The sequence below is a fragment of the Sphingomonas sp. AOB5 genome (assembly GCF_029433115.1).
Lineage (GTDB): Bacteria > Pseudomonadota > Alphaproteobacteria > Sphingomonadales > Sphingomonadaceae > Sphingomonas.
The window spans coordinates 1-12,819 of sequence record NZ_JARNTV010000016.1 but is presented as its reverse complement, the minus strand read 5'-3'; the positions used below and the strand labels follow the sequence as shown (position 1 = coordinate 12,819).

13 protein-coding genes and 1 pseudogene are annotated in these 12,819 nt (G+C 65.0%); 7 read left to right on the top strand and 7 right to left on the bottom strand.

All coding sequences use genetic code 11. The annotated features are described in order from the left end of the window. Nucleotides 1–20: 20 nt before the first annotated feature. On the bottom strand, nucleotides 21–779 hold the full coding sequence (locus P1X14_RS09245; protein WP_277315054.1) for a glycosyltransferase family 2 protein: 759 nt from the start codon (nucleotides 777–779) through the stop codon (nucleotides 21–23). Nucleotides 780–850: 71 nt separating this feature from the next. Here P1X14_RS09245 and wecB point away from each other — a divergent pair, with 71 nt between their 5' ends. The 5 genes from wecB (at nucleotide 851) to P1X14_RS09220 (ending at nucleotide 5,830) form a co-directional block, all read left to right on the top strand. Beyond that, nucleotides 851–1,978, top strand: a complete 1,128-nt coding sequence (gene wecB / locus P1X14_RS09240; protein ID WP_277315053.1) for a UDP-N-acetylglucosamine 2-epimerase (non-hydrolyzing) — start codon at nucleotides 851–853, stop codon at nucleotides 1,976–1,978. Nucleotides 1,979–2,087: 109 nt separating this feature from the next. Next, nucleotides 2,088–3,386: a UDP-N-acetyl-D-mannosamine dehydrogenase gene (wecC, locus tag P1X14_RS09235; RefSeq protein ID WP_277315052.1), complete on the top strand. Its 1,299-nt coding sequence runs from the start codon at nucleotides 2,088–2,090 to the stop codon at nucleotides 3,384–3,386. A gap of 74 nt (nucleotides 3,387–3,460) precedes the next feature. After that, nucleotides 3,461–4,267 (top strand): metallophosphoesterase family protein, encoded by an 807-nt coding sequence (locus tag P1X14_RS09230; protein ID WP_277315051.1) that lies wholly within the window; start codon nucleotides 3,461–3,463, stop codon nucleotides 4,265–4,267. 296 nt (nucleotides 4,268–4,563) lie between these two features. After that, a complete protein-coding gene (locus P1X14_RS09225) occupies nucleotides 4,564–4,788 on the top strand; it encodes a hypothetical protein (protein ID WP_277315050.1) in 225 nt (74 codons plus the stop codon). Nucleotides 4,789–4,879: 91 nt separating this feature from the next. After that, entirely contained in the window at nucleotides 4,880–5,830 is a 951-nt protein-coding gene (locus P1X14_RS09220; protein WP_277315049.1) for a M48 family metalloprotease, read from the top strand. Between the two features lie 345 nt (nucleotides 5,831–6,175). On the opposite strand, the gene P1X14_RS09215 is transcribed toward P1X14_RS09220, so the two are convergent. From P1X14_RS09215 to rpsU, 6 genes are all read right to left on the bottom strand, one after another. After that, entirely contained in the window at nucleotides 6,176–7,465 is a 1,290-nt protein-coding gene (locus P1X14_RS09215) for a sugar transferase (protein WP_277315048.1), read from the bottom strand. 213 nt (nucleotides 7,466–7,678) lie between these two features. Beyond that, nucleotides 7,679–7,801 carry a DUF2474 domain-containing protein gene (locus P1X14_RS09210; RefSeq protein WP_277315047.1) on the bottom strand — a complete coding sequence of 41 codons (123 nt, stop codon included), beginning with the start codon at nucleotides 7,799–7,801 and terminating at the stop codon, nucleotides 7,679–7,681. Continuing rightward, nucleotides 7,798–8,805 carry a cytochrome d ubiquinol oxidase subunit II gene (gene cydB / locus P1X14_RS09205; protein ID WP_277315046.1) on the bottom strand — a complete coding sequence of 336 codons (1,008 nt, stop codon included), beginning with the start codon at nucleotides 8,803–8,805 and terminating at the stop codon, nucleotides 7,798–7,800. Before cydB ends, P1X14_RS09210 begins: the two co-directional genes overlap by 4 nt. Beyond that, nucleotides 8,805–10,211: a cytochrome ubiquinol oxidase subunit I gene (locus P1X14_RS09200; RefSeq protein WP_277315045.1), complete on the bottom strand. Its 1,407-nt coding sequence runs from the start codon at nucleotides 10,209–10,211 to the stop codon at nucleotides 8,805–8,807. The genes cydB and P1X14_RS09200 overlap by 1 nt, the downstream gene beginning before the upstream one ends. 109 nt (nucleotides 10,212–10,320) lie before the next feature. Continuing rightward, entirely contained in the window at nucleotides 10,321–10,938 is a 618-nt protein-coding gene (locus P1X14_RS09195; RefSeq protein WP_277315044.1) for an FKBP-type peptidyl-prolyl cis-trans isomerase, read from the bottom strand. A 92-nt stretch (nucleotides 10,939–11,030) separates the two neighbouring features. Further along, entirely contained in the window at nucleotides 11,031–11,237 is a 207-nt protein-coding gene (gene rpsU / locus P1X14_RS09190) for a 30S ribosomal protein S21 (RefSeq protein WP_010162663.1), read from the bottom strand. Between the two features lie 230 nt (nucleotides 11,238–11,467). On the opposite strand from rpsU, the gene P1X14_RS09185 reads away from it, so the two are divergent. After that, complete coding sequence (locus P1X14_RS09185) at nucleotides 11,468–12,202, top strand: response regulator (RefSeq protein ID WP_277315043.1); 735 nt, start codon at nucleotides 11,468–11,470, stop codon at nucleotides 12,200–12,202. Next, nucleotides 12,199–12,819 (top strand): annotated as a pseudogene (locus P1X14_RS09180) (hypothetical protein); the annotation flags it as partial. The gene P1X14_RS09185 and the pseudogene P1X14_RS09180, both read left to right, overlap by 4 nt.

The following is a 12,819-nucleotide window of genomic DNA, read 5'->3' as shown; positions in this document are numbered from 1 at the left end:
TCCGCGCAAGCGATTGATTCCTAACGCCGCACCAGCTCCAGCGCCTTCATCAGATAGCGCGAGTTCATCATCAACGGGTTCGACGCGATCCCGTTTTCCTTGCACGCGCGCAGCATCTCGCGGTTGATCGTCTTGCGCGCCGAAGCGCCCGAAGTGCTGACCCCGCCGACCTGCATCTTCACGAACACGTCGCGCAGATAGGAATAGCTCAGCCCATGCTCGCGAAAGGCACGGACGATGAATTCGAAGTCCGCCGCGATCCGGTAATCGGTGCGGTAGGGGCCGACCCGGTCATAGGCCTCGCGCGTCAGCACCATCGCCGGATGCGCCGGCATCCAGCCCCAGCCGATCCGCTCGGGCTTGAACATGCCGCTGTTATAGCGCCGGATCGAAACCTCGGGCGCGCCGGGCTTGAAGAAGGACACGTCGCCCAGCACCGCATCGGTGCCCGCCGCATCGAACTGCGCCGCCACACGCGACAGCACGCCCGGATCGGCATAGCGGTCATCGGCATTGAGCAGCGCGATGACGTCGCCGGTCGCCCGCGCCACACCTTTGTTCATCGCGTCGTAAATGCCCTTGTCCGGTTCGGACACCAGCACGTCGCCCGCGCGCAACAGGCCGGAAACGCGATCGACCGTCCCGTCCTTCGATCCGCCATCGATGATGACATGCTCGACCTGCGCGAAATCCTGCGCATGGACCGACTGGATCGCATCGAGGAGGATCGGTCCCGGCTCGTAACAGACGGTGACGACGGATATTTTCTGGACAGGCATCGGCGCCCGCTTAGCAAAGCCTGCGCGATTGGGTTAGCCCGGTTTTAAGGGCCTGCGGTTAAAGGGGCAGCATGAGCAAGCCACGCGTCCTCACCGTCTTCGGCACCCGGCCGGAGGCAATCAAGCTGTTCCCCGTGGTCGCCGCGATGAAAGCGCGCGGCGATCTGGACGTGCGGACCTGCGTCACCGCCCAGCATCGCGGGCTGCTCGATCAGGTGCTGTCGATCGCCGGTCTCGTCCCCGATGTCGATCTCGACATCATGGAGCCGGGCCAGACGCTCGACCGCCTCACCGCGCGCCTGCTCACCGGTCTTGGCGAAGTGATGGACGCGGAAAAGCCCGATCGCGTGATCGTCCAGGGCGATACCACCACCGTGATGGTCGCCTCGCTGGTCGCCTATTACCGCAAGATCCCCGTCAGCCATGTCGAGGCGGGCCTGCGCTCGGGCGATATCTACCAGCCCTGGCCGGAGGAGATTAACCGCCGCATCGTCGCCCCCATCGCCGACCAGCATTTCGCCCCGACCCGGACCGCCGCCGACGCGCTGCTGAAGGAGAATATCGATCCCGCCATGGTCCATGTGACCGGCAACACGGTGATCGACGCGCTCCACTGGACCCATGCCCGGATCAAGGCCGATCCCTCGATGGCCGCGGGCCTCGACGAGATCGCCGCCCGCTTCGCCGGCAAAAGGCTGGTGCTGGTCACCACCCATCGCCGCGAGAATTTCGGCGGCGGGATGGAAGCCATCGCCCGCGCGCTGGGCCGCATCGCCGATCGCCGGGACACCGCGATCCTCTTCCCGATGCATCCCAATCCCAATGTCGCCGTCGCGATGGACGCGATCCTGGGTCAGCGCGACAATATCGCCCGCATCGAACCGCTCGATTACCCCCATTTCATCCGCGCGCTGGAAATGGCCGAGATCGTCCTGTCCGATTCGGGTGGCGTGCAGGAGGAAGCCCCGGCGCTCGGCAAGCCGGTGCTGGTGATGCGCGAAACCACCGAACGCCCCGAAGGCGTCGCCGCGGGCACCGCCAAGCTTGTCGGCACCGACGCAGATCGTATCGTGACGGAAATCTCCACGCTGCTCGACGACAACGCCGCTTATGGCGCCATGGCCCGCGCGCATAACCCGTTCGGCGACGGGCATGCGTCGGAGCGGATTGCAGATCTGGTGGCCCAGAGCTTCACCTGAGCATCCCCCTCCCTTCAAGGGAGGGGAGTCAACCAGCCCAACATCGTTTCCGAAATCTCAACCCTCCCGCGCGTACCCCGTAACAAACGGATCGCGGGGATTGTTACGCATGGTGCCGGAGTCTGAACTCAAGGTCGCAGTCATTGGCCTGGGCTATATCGGCCTGCCCACGGCGGCGGTGATCGCGCGCACCGGGGCGATGGTGCTGGGCGTAGACGTCCATCAGCACGTCGTCGATACGGTGAACTCCGGCAAGATCCATATCGAGGAGATCGATCTCGACGGTCTCGTCTCCGGCGTAGTCGCGCGCGGGACCCTGCGTGCATCTACCCAGATCGAGCCGAGCGACGTGTTCCTGATCGCGGTCCCCACCCCGTTCCAGGAAAACCACGCCCCCGATATCGGCTATGTGCTCAAGGCCACCACCACCGTCGCTACCGTGCTGAAGGCCGGCGACACAGTGATCCTCGAATCGACCTCACCGGTCGGCACCACCGAAAAGCTGGCCGAATTCCTGTCCCAGCTCCGCCCGGACCTGAAGATCCCCGGCCACTGCACCGGCACGCCCGATGTCGCCATCGCCTATTGCCCCGAACGCGTCCTGCCCGGCCGCATCGTGGTCGAGCTGATCGATAACGATCGCTGCATCGGCGGCATCACAGCGCGTTGCAGCCGCAAAGCCCTCCAATTCTACCGCCGCTTCGTCCGCGGTGCCTGCGTCACCACCACCGCACGCGCGGCCGAGATGACCAAGCTGGTCGAGAACGCCTTCCGCGACGTCAATATCGCCTTCGCCAACGAATTGTCGGTGATCGCCGACGGCATGGGCATCGACGTGTGGGAAGTCATCGGCCTCGCCAATCGCCACCCGCGGGTCAACATCCTCCAGCCCGGCCCCGGCGTCGGCGGTCACTGCATCGCGGTCGACCCCTGGTTCATCGTCCATGGCGATCCGGAAAATGCCCGGCTGATCCGCACCGCGCGCGAGGTCAATGACGGCAAGACCGATTACACCATCGCCCGCGCCGAAGCGCTGATCGATCGTGCCGGCGGCGCGCCGGTCGCGTGCCTCGGCCTCGCCTTCAAGGCCAATATCGACGATTTCCGCGAAAGCCCCGCGCTCAAGGTCGCCGAGCATCTGGCGCAGCGTTACGGCAAGCAGATCCGCATCGTCGAACCCCATGCCTCGACCCTGCCCGCCAGCCTGGCCGGTACCGGCGCCGAACTGATCGACATCGATACCGCGATCGAGACCTGCCCTGTGTTCGTCGTGCTGGTCGATCACGAGGTGTTCAAGTCGATCCCGCTGGGCGAGCGCGCCTCGAAGCTGGTCTATGACACGCGCGGCATCTGGCCCGACCAGCCATCCGCGGACGACCGCCCCGAACTGCGCCTCGCCGCCGGGTAATTCTTGCTGCACTGCCGCACGGGGCGCTTCCCTAGCCTGCACGGTTGGGGCTATAGCCCCGCCCAGAGCAGCAGATGTTACGCAAATTCTTCAAAAAGGTCGGTCCGGGGCCGAATGTGGAACGGCCCTGCGGTGAGATACCGCCCGGGCAGCGCATCTATGCGATCGGCGATATCCATGGCCGGCTAGATCTGCTCGACGAACTGCTCGGCAAGCTCGACGCCGACGACGAAGCCCGCGGCGGCACTGGCGAGACCACGCTCATCTTCCTCGGCGACCTGATCGATCGCGGCCCGCAATCGGCGCAGGTGGTCGAACGGCTGATGGACGTGAAGGCGCGCCATCCGCGCACTCGCCTGCTGCTCGGCAATCATGAGGAAGTGTTCCTGATGGCCGTGCGCGGCGTCGGCAGCAGCGGCGGGGTCGGCGCGCTGCGCTACCTGCTGCGAATCGGCGGCGACACCACGGTGCAGAGCTATGGCGTGTCGCCCGAGGCATTCCAGAAGGCGACGTTCGAGGAATTGCTCGAGATGGTGCAGGCTCAGGTCCCCGTCGAGCATCTCGAATTCCTCGAATCGTTCGAGGACATGATCGTTATCGGCGATTTCGTATTCGTTCACGCCGGGGTGCAACCCGAAGCCCCGCTGGCACAGCAGAAAATCAACGACCTGCGCTGGATTCGCGAGGATTTCCTCAGCTTCCGCGGCCCGCTCGAAAAGATCGTGGTCCATGGCCACAGCATCGCCAGCGAAGTCGAGGAGCGGCAGCACCGAATCGGTCTCGATACCGGCGCCTATGCCAGCGGCGTGCTCACCGCGATGGGGTTCGAAGGTTCCAGCCGCTGGCTGGTCCAAACTGGGACGGATGCCCCCGCGGCCTAGTTGGCGGCCCCGCCTCTGAGCGGGGGCGGGGCGATTGTTGCGCATGGGCAACATGATGGTTCCGACTGCACCGAAGCGGTGGTGTTAACCTTGCCTGCCCGGCAGATTTCGCGTACCCGGCTGGAGAGAGGAACCATTGCCTGTCCTGTAAGTTATCGTTTCGTCCACATTTGCGGGCTATCTGACGGGGGACATTAAAAATCCAACGTTGCCAGTAAGCTGCTGGACACAGGGCTTGTGATACGATATTCCGCGCTCGTTAAGTCGAGCAGCAGGCTTAAGAGGGAGAACTAGACGTGAAATTCAAGGGCCTTGTATCGATCGCTGCGGCGCTGTCGCTGGTGACGATTTCGTCCGCAGCTGTCGCGCAGTCGGCTGCTCCCCAGCCTGCGCGTGAAAGCGTCCAGGGCGATAGCGAAATCAAGGGTTCGACCGCGATTGTCGGGCTTCTCGCGCTGACCGCCGTCATCGGTGGTATCGCAGTTGGCCTGTCGGGCAACAAGAAGCCGGTCAGCCCGTAAGCGCTGGTACGCAATCAGATTTCAAAAAGCCGGGCGATCCGTCGCCCGGCTTTTTTATTGCCTGTTGTACTTGAGGGTGCAGAGTCGCGACATGTTTCGCGTCCCTCATCATTTGCATCTTGCCGCGGCGATGCTGCTCGGCATGGCCCAGCCCTCGCCGGCGCGCGCGGACGGCAGCTTCCTGCGCGAACCCGATTACCGCGTCGCTACGATCGGATACCGAATCGCCACCGCCTCGCCTGCGCTGTGCCCGGCACAGGCGCCGGTCAGCGGGCTGATCTTCCACCATCTCGCCGACTATGAAGCCGCGGATCGCCCCGCCATGGCCGCGCAAGGGCTGGATCGCGGACCGGGCATCCTCGCCGTTGTCGCCGGGAGCCAAGCGGATCTGGCAGGACTGCGCGCAGGCGACGTGCTGCTCGCGGTAAACGGCCTGCCCTTCGCATCCGCCACTGCCATCGCCGCCGTCCGCGACCGCCGCAAGGGCCGCGCGCAGACCGATGCGATCGAGACCCAGTTCCAGGATCAGCTCGCCCGCGCCCCGGCCACATCGCTCGCCGTCCTGCGCGGCAGCGAAACCCTGTCGCTGACGCTCGCACCACGCACCGGTTGCCTGTTCCGCATCCGCCTGGCCTATTCGGACCAGCAGCGCGCCGTGGCGGCATATCCCTATGTGCTGCTCACCAGCGCGATTCTCGATCTCGTCCGCAACGACGATGAACTGGCCTTCCTGATCGCGCATGAAATGGCCCATATCGCGCTGAACCACAGCGCCCGGCTGCGCGAGGCCGGCGTGCCCAAACCGGGCGCCATGGCCCGCGGATTCGGCAAGAACGGCACGCTGGTCCGCCAAACCGAGGACGAAGCCGACCAGCTCGGCGGGCGGCTGATGATGGCGGCCGGATTCGACCTGCCCCGCGGCGTGATGGTCCTCCCGCGCCTCGGCACGACCGTAACCTTTTTCGGCCTGTTCCAGACCCATGCCGACGATGCCGACCGCATCCGCCGCATGCGCGAGCTGGCAGGCGCTCCGCCCGCCTGAGCGAGCCCCCCCCCTCCCGCCTTCGCGGGAGAGGGTCAACAGGTCCGGCTCCGCCCTGAAATGCCGATCCGCCCTATGTTTTCGGGCCGTCCAGCTACATTCCCCTTGACAATGTTCTATGTTTGTTCTATACGTGCCCGCGAAGCTTCAGACACCTCCCGGCATACTCGATCCTGCATCGCCAAGATGCGGGCCGCCTCATCGCGACCAGTCGCGTGCGGGCGTGCATGAGCGGGCGCATGCCCGCCGCGATGCCATTGTGACTCTTGTGACTTTCGCCGATTCACATGATCGGCGGAACCGGCGGCGCTTTGCCTCAGCCGGACGGGCCTCGGCCCGCGCGGCTTATTTCGATCCGAACCCGGTCAGGATCGTCCCCACCGTCCGCATCAGGATCAGGATGTCGAGCCAGGCGGAGAAATGCTTGATGTAATAGAAGTCGTAGTGGAGCTTGATATGCACATCGTCGAGCGCCGCGACATGCCCCTGGTTCACCTGCGCCCAGCCGGTGATCCCCGGCCGCACGATGTGGCGATAGACATAGAAGGGCAGCTCGCGCTCATACCATTCGGACAGCGCCAGCGCCTCGGGCCGCGGCCCGATCAGGCTCATATCGCCCTTCAGCACGTTCCACAGCTGAGGCAGCTCGTCGATGCGGCTGCGGCGCAGGAAACGACCGGCGCGCGTGATGCGCGCATCCTCATGCTTGGTGATCGCATCATATTCCGCATCGCCAGCGGCGCACGCCTCGCGCACCTCCATGGTACGGAACTTGAAGACCTTGAACGGCCGCGCGCCAAAGCCCATCCGCTCCTGGATGAACAGGGCGGGTCCCTTCGAATCCATCCGGATCCACAGCGAGACCAGCAGGAACGGCACGATCAGCACCGGCAGCGCGATCAGCGCCACCGCAATGTCCCCCGCCCGCTTGATCTTGCGATAGGCGAGGTTGGGCAGCAGCGATCCGAAGCTGTTCTCCGAAAGATGCTCGATCTCGACCTTGCCGGTCAGCGATTCGCGCAGCTGCTTGGTGTGATAGACCACGCGCCCGGAAAGCGCCGCGGAGGCGAGCATGCGCTCCCATTCCGGGTCCATGTCGTGCCGCAGGTCGGCGACGATCGCGCCGTGCCGGTCCCAATCGGGCACTTCGGGCTTGTGCAGCACCACCCAGTCCACGCCCGAACGGTCCAGCGCGATGTCGATATCGCCGAACGGCACGAGGTAGAATTGGCGGCGCGCGAACTTCTGCGAGAGGTGGGTGGCCAGGAAGCCGAACACCACCGAGGCGACGAAGCCCGCGCTCAGCATCGATCCGCTATAGGCCAGCCGCAGGCCCAGCATCACCGCCACCGCCACCGCGAACGGTGCCGAGAATGTCGGGATGATATAGGCAAAGCCGCTCGTGCCCGGGAACGATGTCACCCGGCGATACAGGAACAGCGCCACGGTCGCCGCGGCGAACGAAGCGATCGCGCTGTTGATGATCGTCGCCTCGGCGATGTGATCGAGCGGCTGGAGAAACACATAGAGGAACGGCGCGCCAAGCGACGCGGCGAAAATGCCCATCAATTGGAACGACAGCGATTCCAGGAACCGGCGGGTTACCGGTTGGGGCCGTTCTCTGGTCATCAGCATTTGAGAGGCCCCTCTCTTCGCGAACATACAAGATTTCTGTTTTATCTCGCGACCCGACTCCATGATCGGTACGGAGCCGATATACCTTCAGGGCAAGGAAATCAATGCCAAGCGTCTGACGGCGCGTCCCATAATGTGTTGTTTTTGTTACGCTTAACTGGAAAGCGCACCGGCTGGTCCGAAATCAACAGCATTACCGTAGGATATGAACGGTCAGGATTTCAGCCAGCTGCGGATGACGAAGGCGACCAGCCCCAGCACGGTGACGCTGCCCGCCCAGATCGCGACCATCCAGCCAAGCCGCTGCCACAGCGGCGCCTGTGCCGGCTCACTCAATGATAGCCCTCCGCGCCCACCTTCCCGCGGAACACCCAATAGGACCAGGCGGTATAGGCAAGGATGATCGGGATCAGCAGGCCGGCACCGACCAGCATGAAGCCCTGACTGCGCGCAGGCGCGGCGGCTTCGAGGATCGTCACCGAAGTCGGCACGATATGCGGATACATGCTGATCCCGAGGCCGAGAAAACTCAGCAGGAACAGCCCCAGCGCGAGCAGGAACGGCATCACTTCCTTGCGCCGCTTGAGCGACCACCAGAAGGCGGCGGAAAAGATCGCCACCAGCAGCGGCACCTGCGCCGTGAACAGCACATTGGGCATGTCGAGCCAGCGCGCCTTGTAATCGGTGTCCAGCGTCAGCGTGGCAAAGCTCACCGCCGCGATCGCCGCCAGCGTCAGCACCCCGAACCATCCGGCGAGGCGATAGGCATGCCCCTGCGCACTGCCCTCGGTCTTCCAGATCAGCCAGGTCGCACCGAGCAGCGCATATCCGGCCACCAGCCCCAGCCCGGTCAGGATCGTGAAGGGACTCAGCCAGTCGAGCCAGCCGCCCGCATAGGCGCGGTCGGCAACCTTTACCCCTTTCAGAATCGCGCCCAGCGCCATGCCCTGTGTGAAGGCGGCCAAGGTCGATCCGGCAGTGAAGGCAAAGTCCCAGAAGCGGCGATGGCCGGGATCGCGCCAGCGGAACTCGAACGCCACGCCGCGGAACACCAGCGCCAGCAGCATCGCGATGATCAGCGGGTACAGCGCCGGCATCAGGATCGCATAGGCCAGCGGGAATGCGGCAAAGAGGCCGCCGCCGCCCAGCACCAGCCACGTCTCGTTCCCGTCCCACACCGGCGCGATCGAATTCATCGCGCTGTCGCGCTCCTTGCCCACACCGAATGCGGGGAACAGGATGCCGATGCCCAGGTCGAACCCGTCCATCACGATATAGGCGAACACCGCGAAGGCGATCAGGAACGCCCAGATCGTCGCGAGGGTAGGATCGGCTTCCATCAGTCCCCAACCTCCGGCTGCGCGGGTCCGGGCATCAGCCCGGCGGTACGGATCGGCGCATCCTCGCTGATCTCCGGCTCATGCGCCTCGACGCCCTTGGCCATCAGCTTGAGGATGTACCAGGTGCCGAAGCCGAACACCGCGAAATAGACCACCACGAACGCGACCAGCGATGCGCCCACCGCGGGTGCCGCCAGCGGCGAGGCACTGTCACGGGTCAGCAGGTGACCATAGACGGTATAGGGCTGCCGCCCGACCTCGGTCGTGATCCACCCCGCGATCACCGCGACGAAGCCCGACGGCCCCATCACCAGTGCGAACCGGTGCAGCGGCTTCCAGTCATACAGCTTGCGGGCAACGCGCGCGGCGAGGCTCAGCATGCCCAGCGCGAGCATCAGCATGCCCAGCCCCACCATCACCCGGAACGACCAGAACACCACCGCCACCGGCGGTTCCTTGTCATCGTCCACGGTATCGAGGCCCGCCAGCGGCGCGTTCGGATCGTGCTTCAGGATCAGCGACGAGAGCTTCGGGATCGCGATCTCGTAATCGACCCGCTTCTCCTTCTCGTTCGGCAGGCCGAACAGGATCAGCGGCGCGCCATCGGGATGGCTCTGGAAATGGCCTTCCATCGCCATGACCTTGGCCGGCTGATGCTCCAGCGTGTTCAGGCCGTGCATGTCCCCGGCGAAGATCTGGATCGGCGCGACGATCGCCGCCATCCACATCGCCATGCTGAACATCACCCGCGTGCCTTCGTTGTTGCGGCCGCGCAGCAGGTGCCAGGCGCCGACCGCACCCACCACCAGGCTGGTGGTCAGGTACGCCGCGATCACGGTGTGGACCAGGCGATAGGGAAAGCTGGGGTTGAAGATGATCGCCCACCAGCTCTCGCCCGGCAGGAACTGCCCGTTCTCGCCCATAACGAAGCCGGTCGGCGTGTGCATCCAGCTGTTCACCGACAGGATCCAGAATGCCGAGATGAAAGTGCCCACCGCCACCATGCAGGTCGCGGCGAAGTGCAGCTTCCTGCCGACCTTCTTCATCCCGAACAGCATCACGCCCAGGAAGCCCGCCTCGAGGAAGAAGGCGGTCAGCACCTCATAGGCCATCAGCGGCCCGATCACCGGCCCGGCCTTGTCCGAGAAGACCGACCAGTTGGTACCGAACTGGTAGGACATGACGATGCCGGAGACGACGCCCATCGCGAAGGCGACGGCGAAGATCTTGATCCAGAAGTGGAAGAGATCGAGGAAAACCTGACGTCCGGTGCGAAGCCACAGGGCCTCCAGCACCATCAGATAGCTCGCCAACCCGATCGAAAAGGCCGGGAAGATGAAGTGAAAACTGACCGTGAACGCGAACTGGATCCGCGCCAGCAGGATTGCATCGAAACCATCGAACATGCCCGACTCCCGGGCGCGCTACTGCGCCCGGGTTGCAGGGATTGCAAGCGACGTCGGATGCAAGCCGGGTTGCGCAAACCGGAAGGATCGGGCCTTCCGGCGGCGCGGCTTACTGCCCGGGTGCGCCACCCTGCGGCGGGGCGCCTTCGGCACCCGGAGGCGGGCCCTGCATCTGCTGCTGCATCTGCATCATCGCCTGCACTTCGGCCGGGGTCATCAGCCGGTCGACCGAGACCTTGAAGATCAGCATCGAGTTCGGCGGCAGGCGGGTCGGATCCGGGGTACGCTCGCCATAGGCAAGGTTGGCCGGAATCCACAGGCGGTATTCGCCGCCCTTCTTCATCAGCTTGAGCGCTTCGTAGAAGCCGGGGATCGACGCGCCGTCCTGCACCGGGAACGGCGTCGGCTGCTGGCTCTTGTCGAACAGCTTGCCGTCGCGGAACGTGCCCTCATAGTTGAGGAACACCGCGCCGCCTTCCTGTGCGGTCGGGCCTTCGCCATCCTTGAGGATCTCGTACTGCAGGCCCGAAGCCGTCGTCTTCACGTTCGGCTTGGTCTTGTTCCAGGCGAGGAATTCCTCGTTGGTCATCTTGGTCATGACCTGCTCGCGAGTACCCATCCACGCCAGACCGAAGGCCGCGGCAATCGCGATAACGACACCGAGCCAGATCCAGATCCGGACGCTCTTCTTGACGGGCTGCAGCGGAACGGCGGTCACCGAGGACATGGATGGATTCCTTGCGCGGCGATCCCGCCGATCAGAATTTCAGACAGTAAAAAGGCGCGGTCCCGTCATTCGGAACCGCGCCGGAACGGGCCTTACCGGGCGCCGTCGCGCTCCATGCGCTTGCGCTCGAGCTTGCGCGCGCGGCGAACCGCAGCAGCGCGCTCACGCGCACGCTTCTCGCTCGGCTTCTCATAATGCCGGCGAAGCTTCATCTCGCGGTACACGCCCTCGCGCTGAAGCTTCTTCTTGAGCGCGCGGAGCGCCTGATCGACATTATTGTCCCGAACGATAATTTGCATGTTGTAAAAGACCTCGCGGTTCAAACCAATAGAATAGGGTCGCCGGGGCAGAGCCCACGACGTTGGAGCGGGGCCGGTAGCAGGGGAAATGCGATTCGACAAGCGGAATGGCGCCCAGCCGAGCCGCCCGCACGGCCATTGCCTGTGTCCAGAATACCACAGCGTGTCCACATTACACCACATTGCAGCACTGCAACGCGCCGGATAGGTTCGCCGGGCAATCCCGCTGCATGATCGCACTAGCCGAAGCCTTGGACCCCGAAACGCGCCTCCTGATCGTCGACGACGACCCCGGTATCCGGGAACTGATGGCCGCATTCCTGTCCGGCCATGGCTATATCGTCGACACGGCGGATGGCGCGGTCGAGATGCGCGCGGCGCTGGCGCGCAACGATTATGCCCTGCTCGTGCTCGACGTGATGATGCCGGGCGAGGACGGGCTGACCATATTGCGCTCGATCGATCGCGAGCGTGGCCCCGCGGTCATCATCCTCTCGGTGATCGGCGAGGAAGTCGACCGGATCGTCGGGCTTGAGATGGGCGCCGACGATTATATCGCCAAGCCGGCCAATCCCCGCGAGCTGCTGGCCCGCATCCGCTCGGTCCTGCGCCGCAGCCGTTCGGACGCCGCACCGGTCGCGTCGGACCGCGCCTATCTCCGCTTCGCCGGGTGGCGGCTCGATTCGGTAGGGCGCCAGCTGTTCGATCCCGACGATGTCGTCATCAACCTGTCGGACGGCGAGTTCCGCCTGCTGCTCGCGCTGGTCGAGAATCCACGCCGCGTGCTGACCCGCGACACGCTGCTCGATCTGTCGCGCGGTCTGAACGCCGAACATTTCGATCGCGCCATCGACGTGCAGATGAGCCGGCTGCGCAAGAAGCTCGCCCGCCCGCGTACCGAGGAGCTGATCCGCACGATCCGCAACGAAGGCTATATGTTCACCGCGGACGTGACCCGGCGATGACCGCCAGCTCGCGCCGGGGCAATTCGATCGTCGCCCCGATCGTCCTGCTGGTGATCGCCGCGGTCCTCATCGCGTCGCTGGTCCAGTTCGCGATCACCTTCAACGGCCCGCCTCCCTTCACGCCGCCGACTTCGGTGATGCAGATCGCCGACGCGCTGAAGAGCGGCAAGGAGGTCCAGTTCCGCGGCAACAGGGTCGGCGTCGTGCAGGGCGCGCATCCCGGCCAGACCGGCGAGGCCAGCCCCGAACGCGATGCGATGATCGCCAGCGCGCTGGGCGTTCCCGTCGATCAGATCAGCGGCCGCTATGCCCGCCCGATGACCGGCCCGGCCGGCCCGAGGCCCCGCTTCGATGGCCCCGGAGGCCCAGCAGGCAAGCGGCCACCCGGCGTGGAGCGCGGCGTGATCATCGGCGAGTTTACGGTCGTTTGGCACGGCCCGCAGGGCGCCCTTACCGCGCGATCCGGACCCAAGCCGCTGCTCACCAACTGGCACTGGCTCACGCTGTCGGCGACGCTGGCGATCACGATCCTGTTGGGCGCCGGCGCCTGGCTGATCGCCCGCGCCATCTCGCACCCGATCCGCCAGCTTGCCGCCACGGCGCGCACGATGCGGCTC

Excerpts from the sequence above, each read along its gene's own strand:
- P1X14_RS09245 (WP_277315054.1), bottom strand. The coding sequence starts at position 779 with ATGCCTGTCCAGAAAATATCCGTCGTCACCGTCTGTTACGAGCCGGGA.
- wecB (WP_277315053.1), top strand. The coding sequence starts at position 851 with ATGAGCAAGCCACGCGTCCTCACCGTCTTCGGCACCCGGCCGGAGGCA.
- wecC (WP_277315052.1), top strand. The coding sequence starts at position 2,088 with ATGGTGCCGGAGTCTGAACTCAAGGTCGCAGTCATTGGCCTGGGCTAT.
- P1X14_RS09230 (WP_277315051.1), top strand. The coding sequence starts at position 3,461 with ATGTTACGCAAATTCTTCAAAAAGGTCGGTCCGGGGCCGAATGTGGAA.
- P1X14_RS09220 (WP_277315049.1), top strand. The coding sequence starts at position 4,880 with ATGTTTCGCGTCCCTCATCATTTGCATCTTGCCGCGGCGATGCTGCTC.
- P1X14_RS09215 (WP_277315048.1), bottom strand. The coding sequence starts at position 7,465 with ATGCTGATGACCAGAGAACGGCCCCAACCGGTAACCCGCCGGTTCCTG.
- cydB (WP_277315046.1), bottom strand. The coding sequence starts at position 8,805 with ATGGAAGCCGATCCTACCCTCGCGACGATCTGGGCGTTCCTGATCGCC.
- P1X14_RS09200 (WP_277315045.1), bottom strand. The coding sequence starts at position 10,211 with ATGTTCGATGGTTTCGATGCAATCCTGCTGGCGCGGATCCAGTTCGCG.
- P1X14_RS09195 (WP_277315044.1), bottom strand. The coding sequence starts at position 10,938 with ATGTCCTCGGTGACCGCCGTTCCGCTGCAGCCCGTCAAGAAGAGCGTC.
- rpsU (WP_010162663.1), bottom strand. The coding sequence starts at position 11,237 with ATGCAAATTATCGTTCGGGACAATAATGTCGATCAGGCGCTCCGCGCG.
- P1X14_RS09185 (WP_277315043.1), top strand. The coding sequence starts at position 11,468 with ATGATCGCACTAGCCGAAGCCTTGGACCCCGAAACGCGCCTCCTGATC.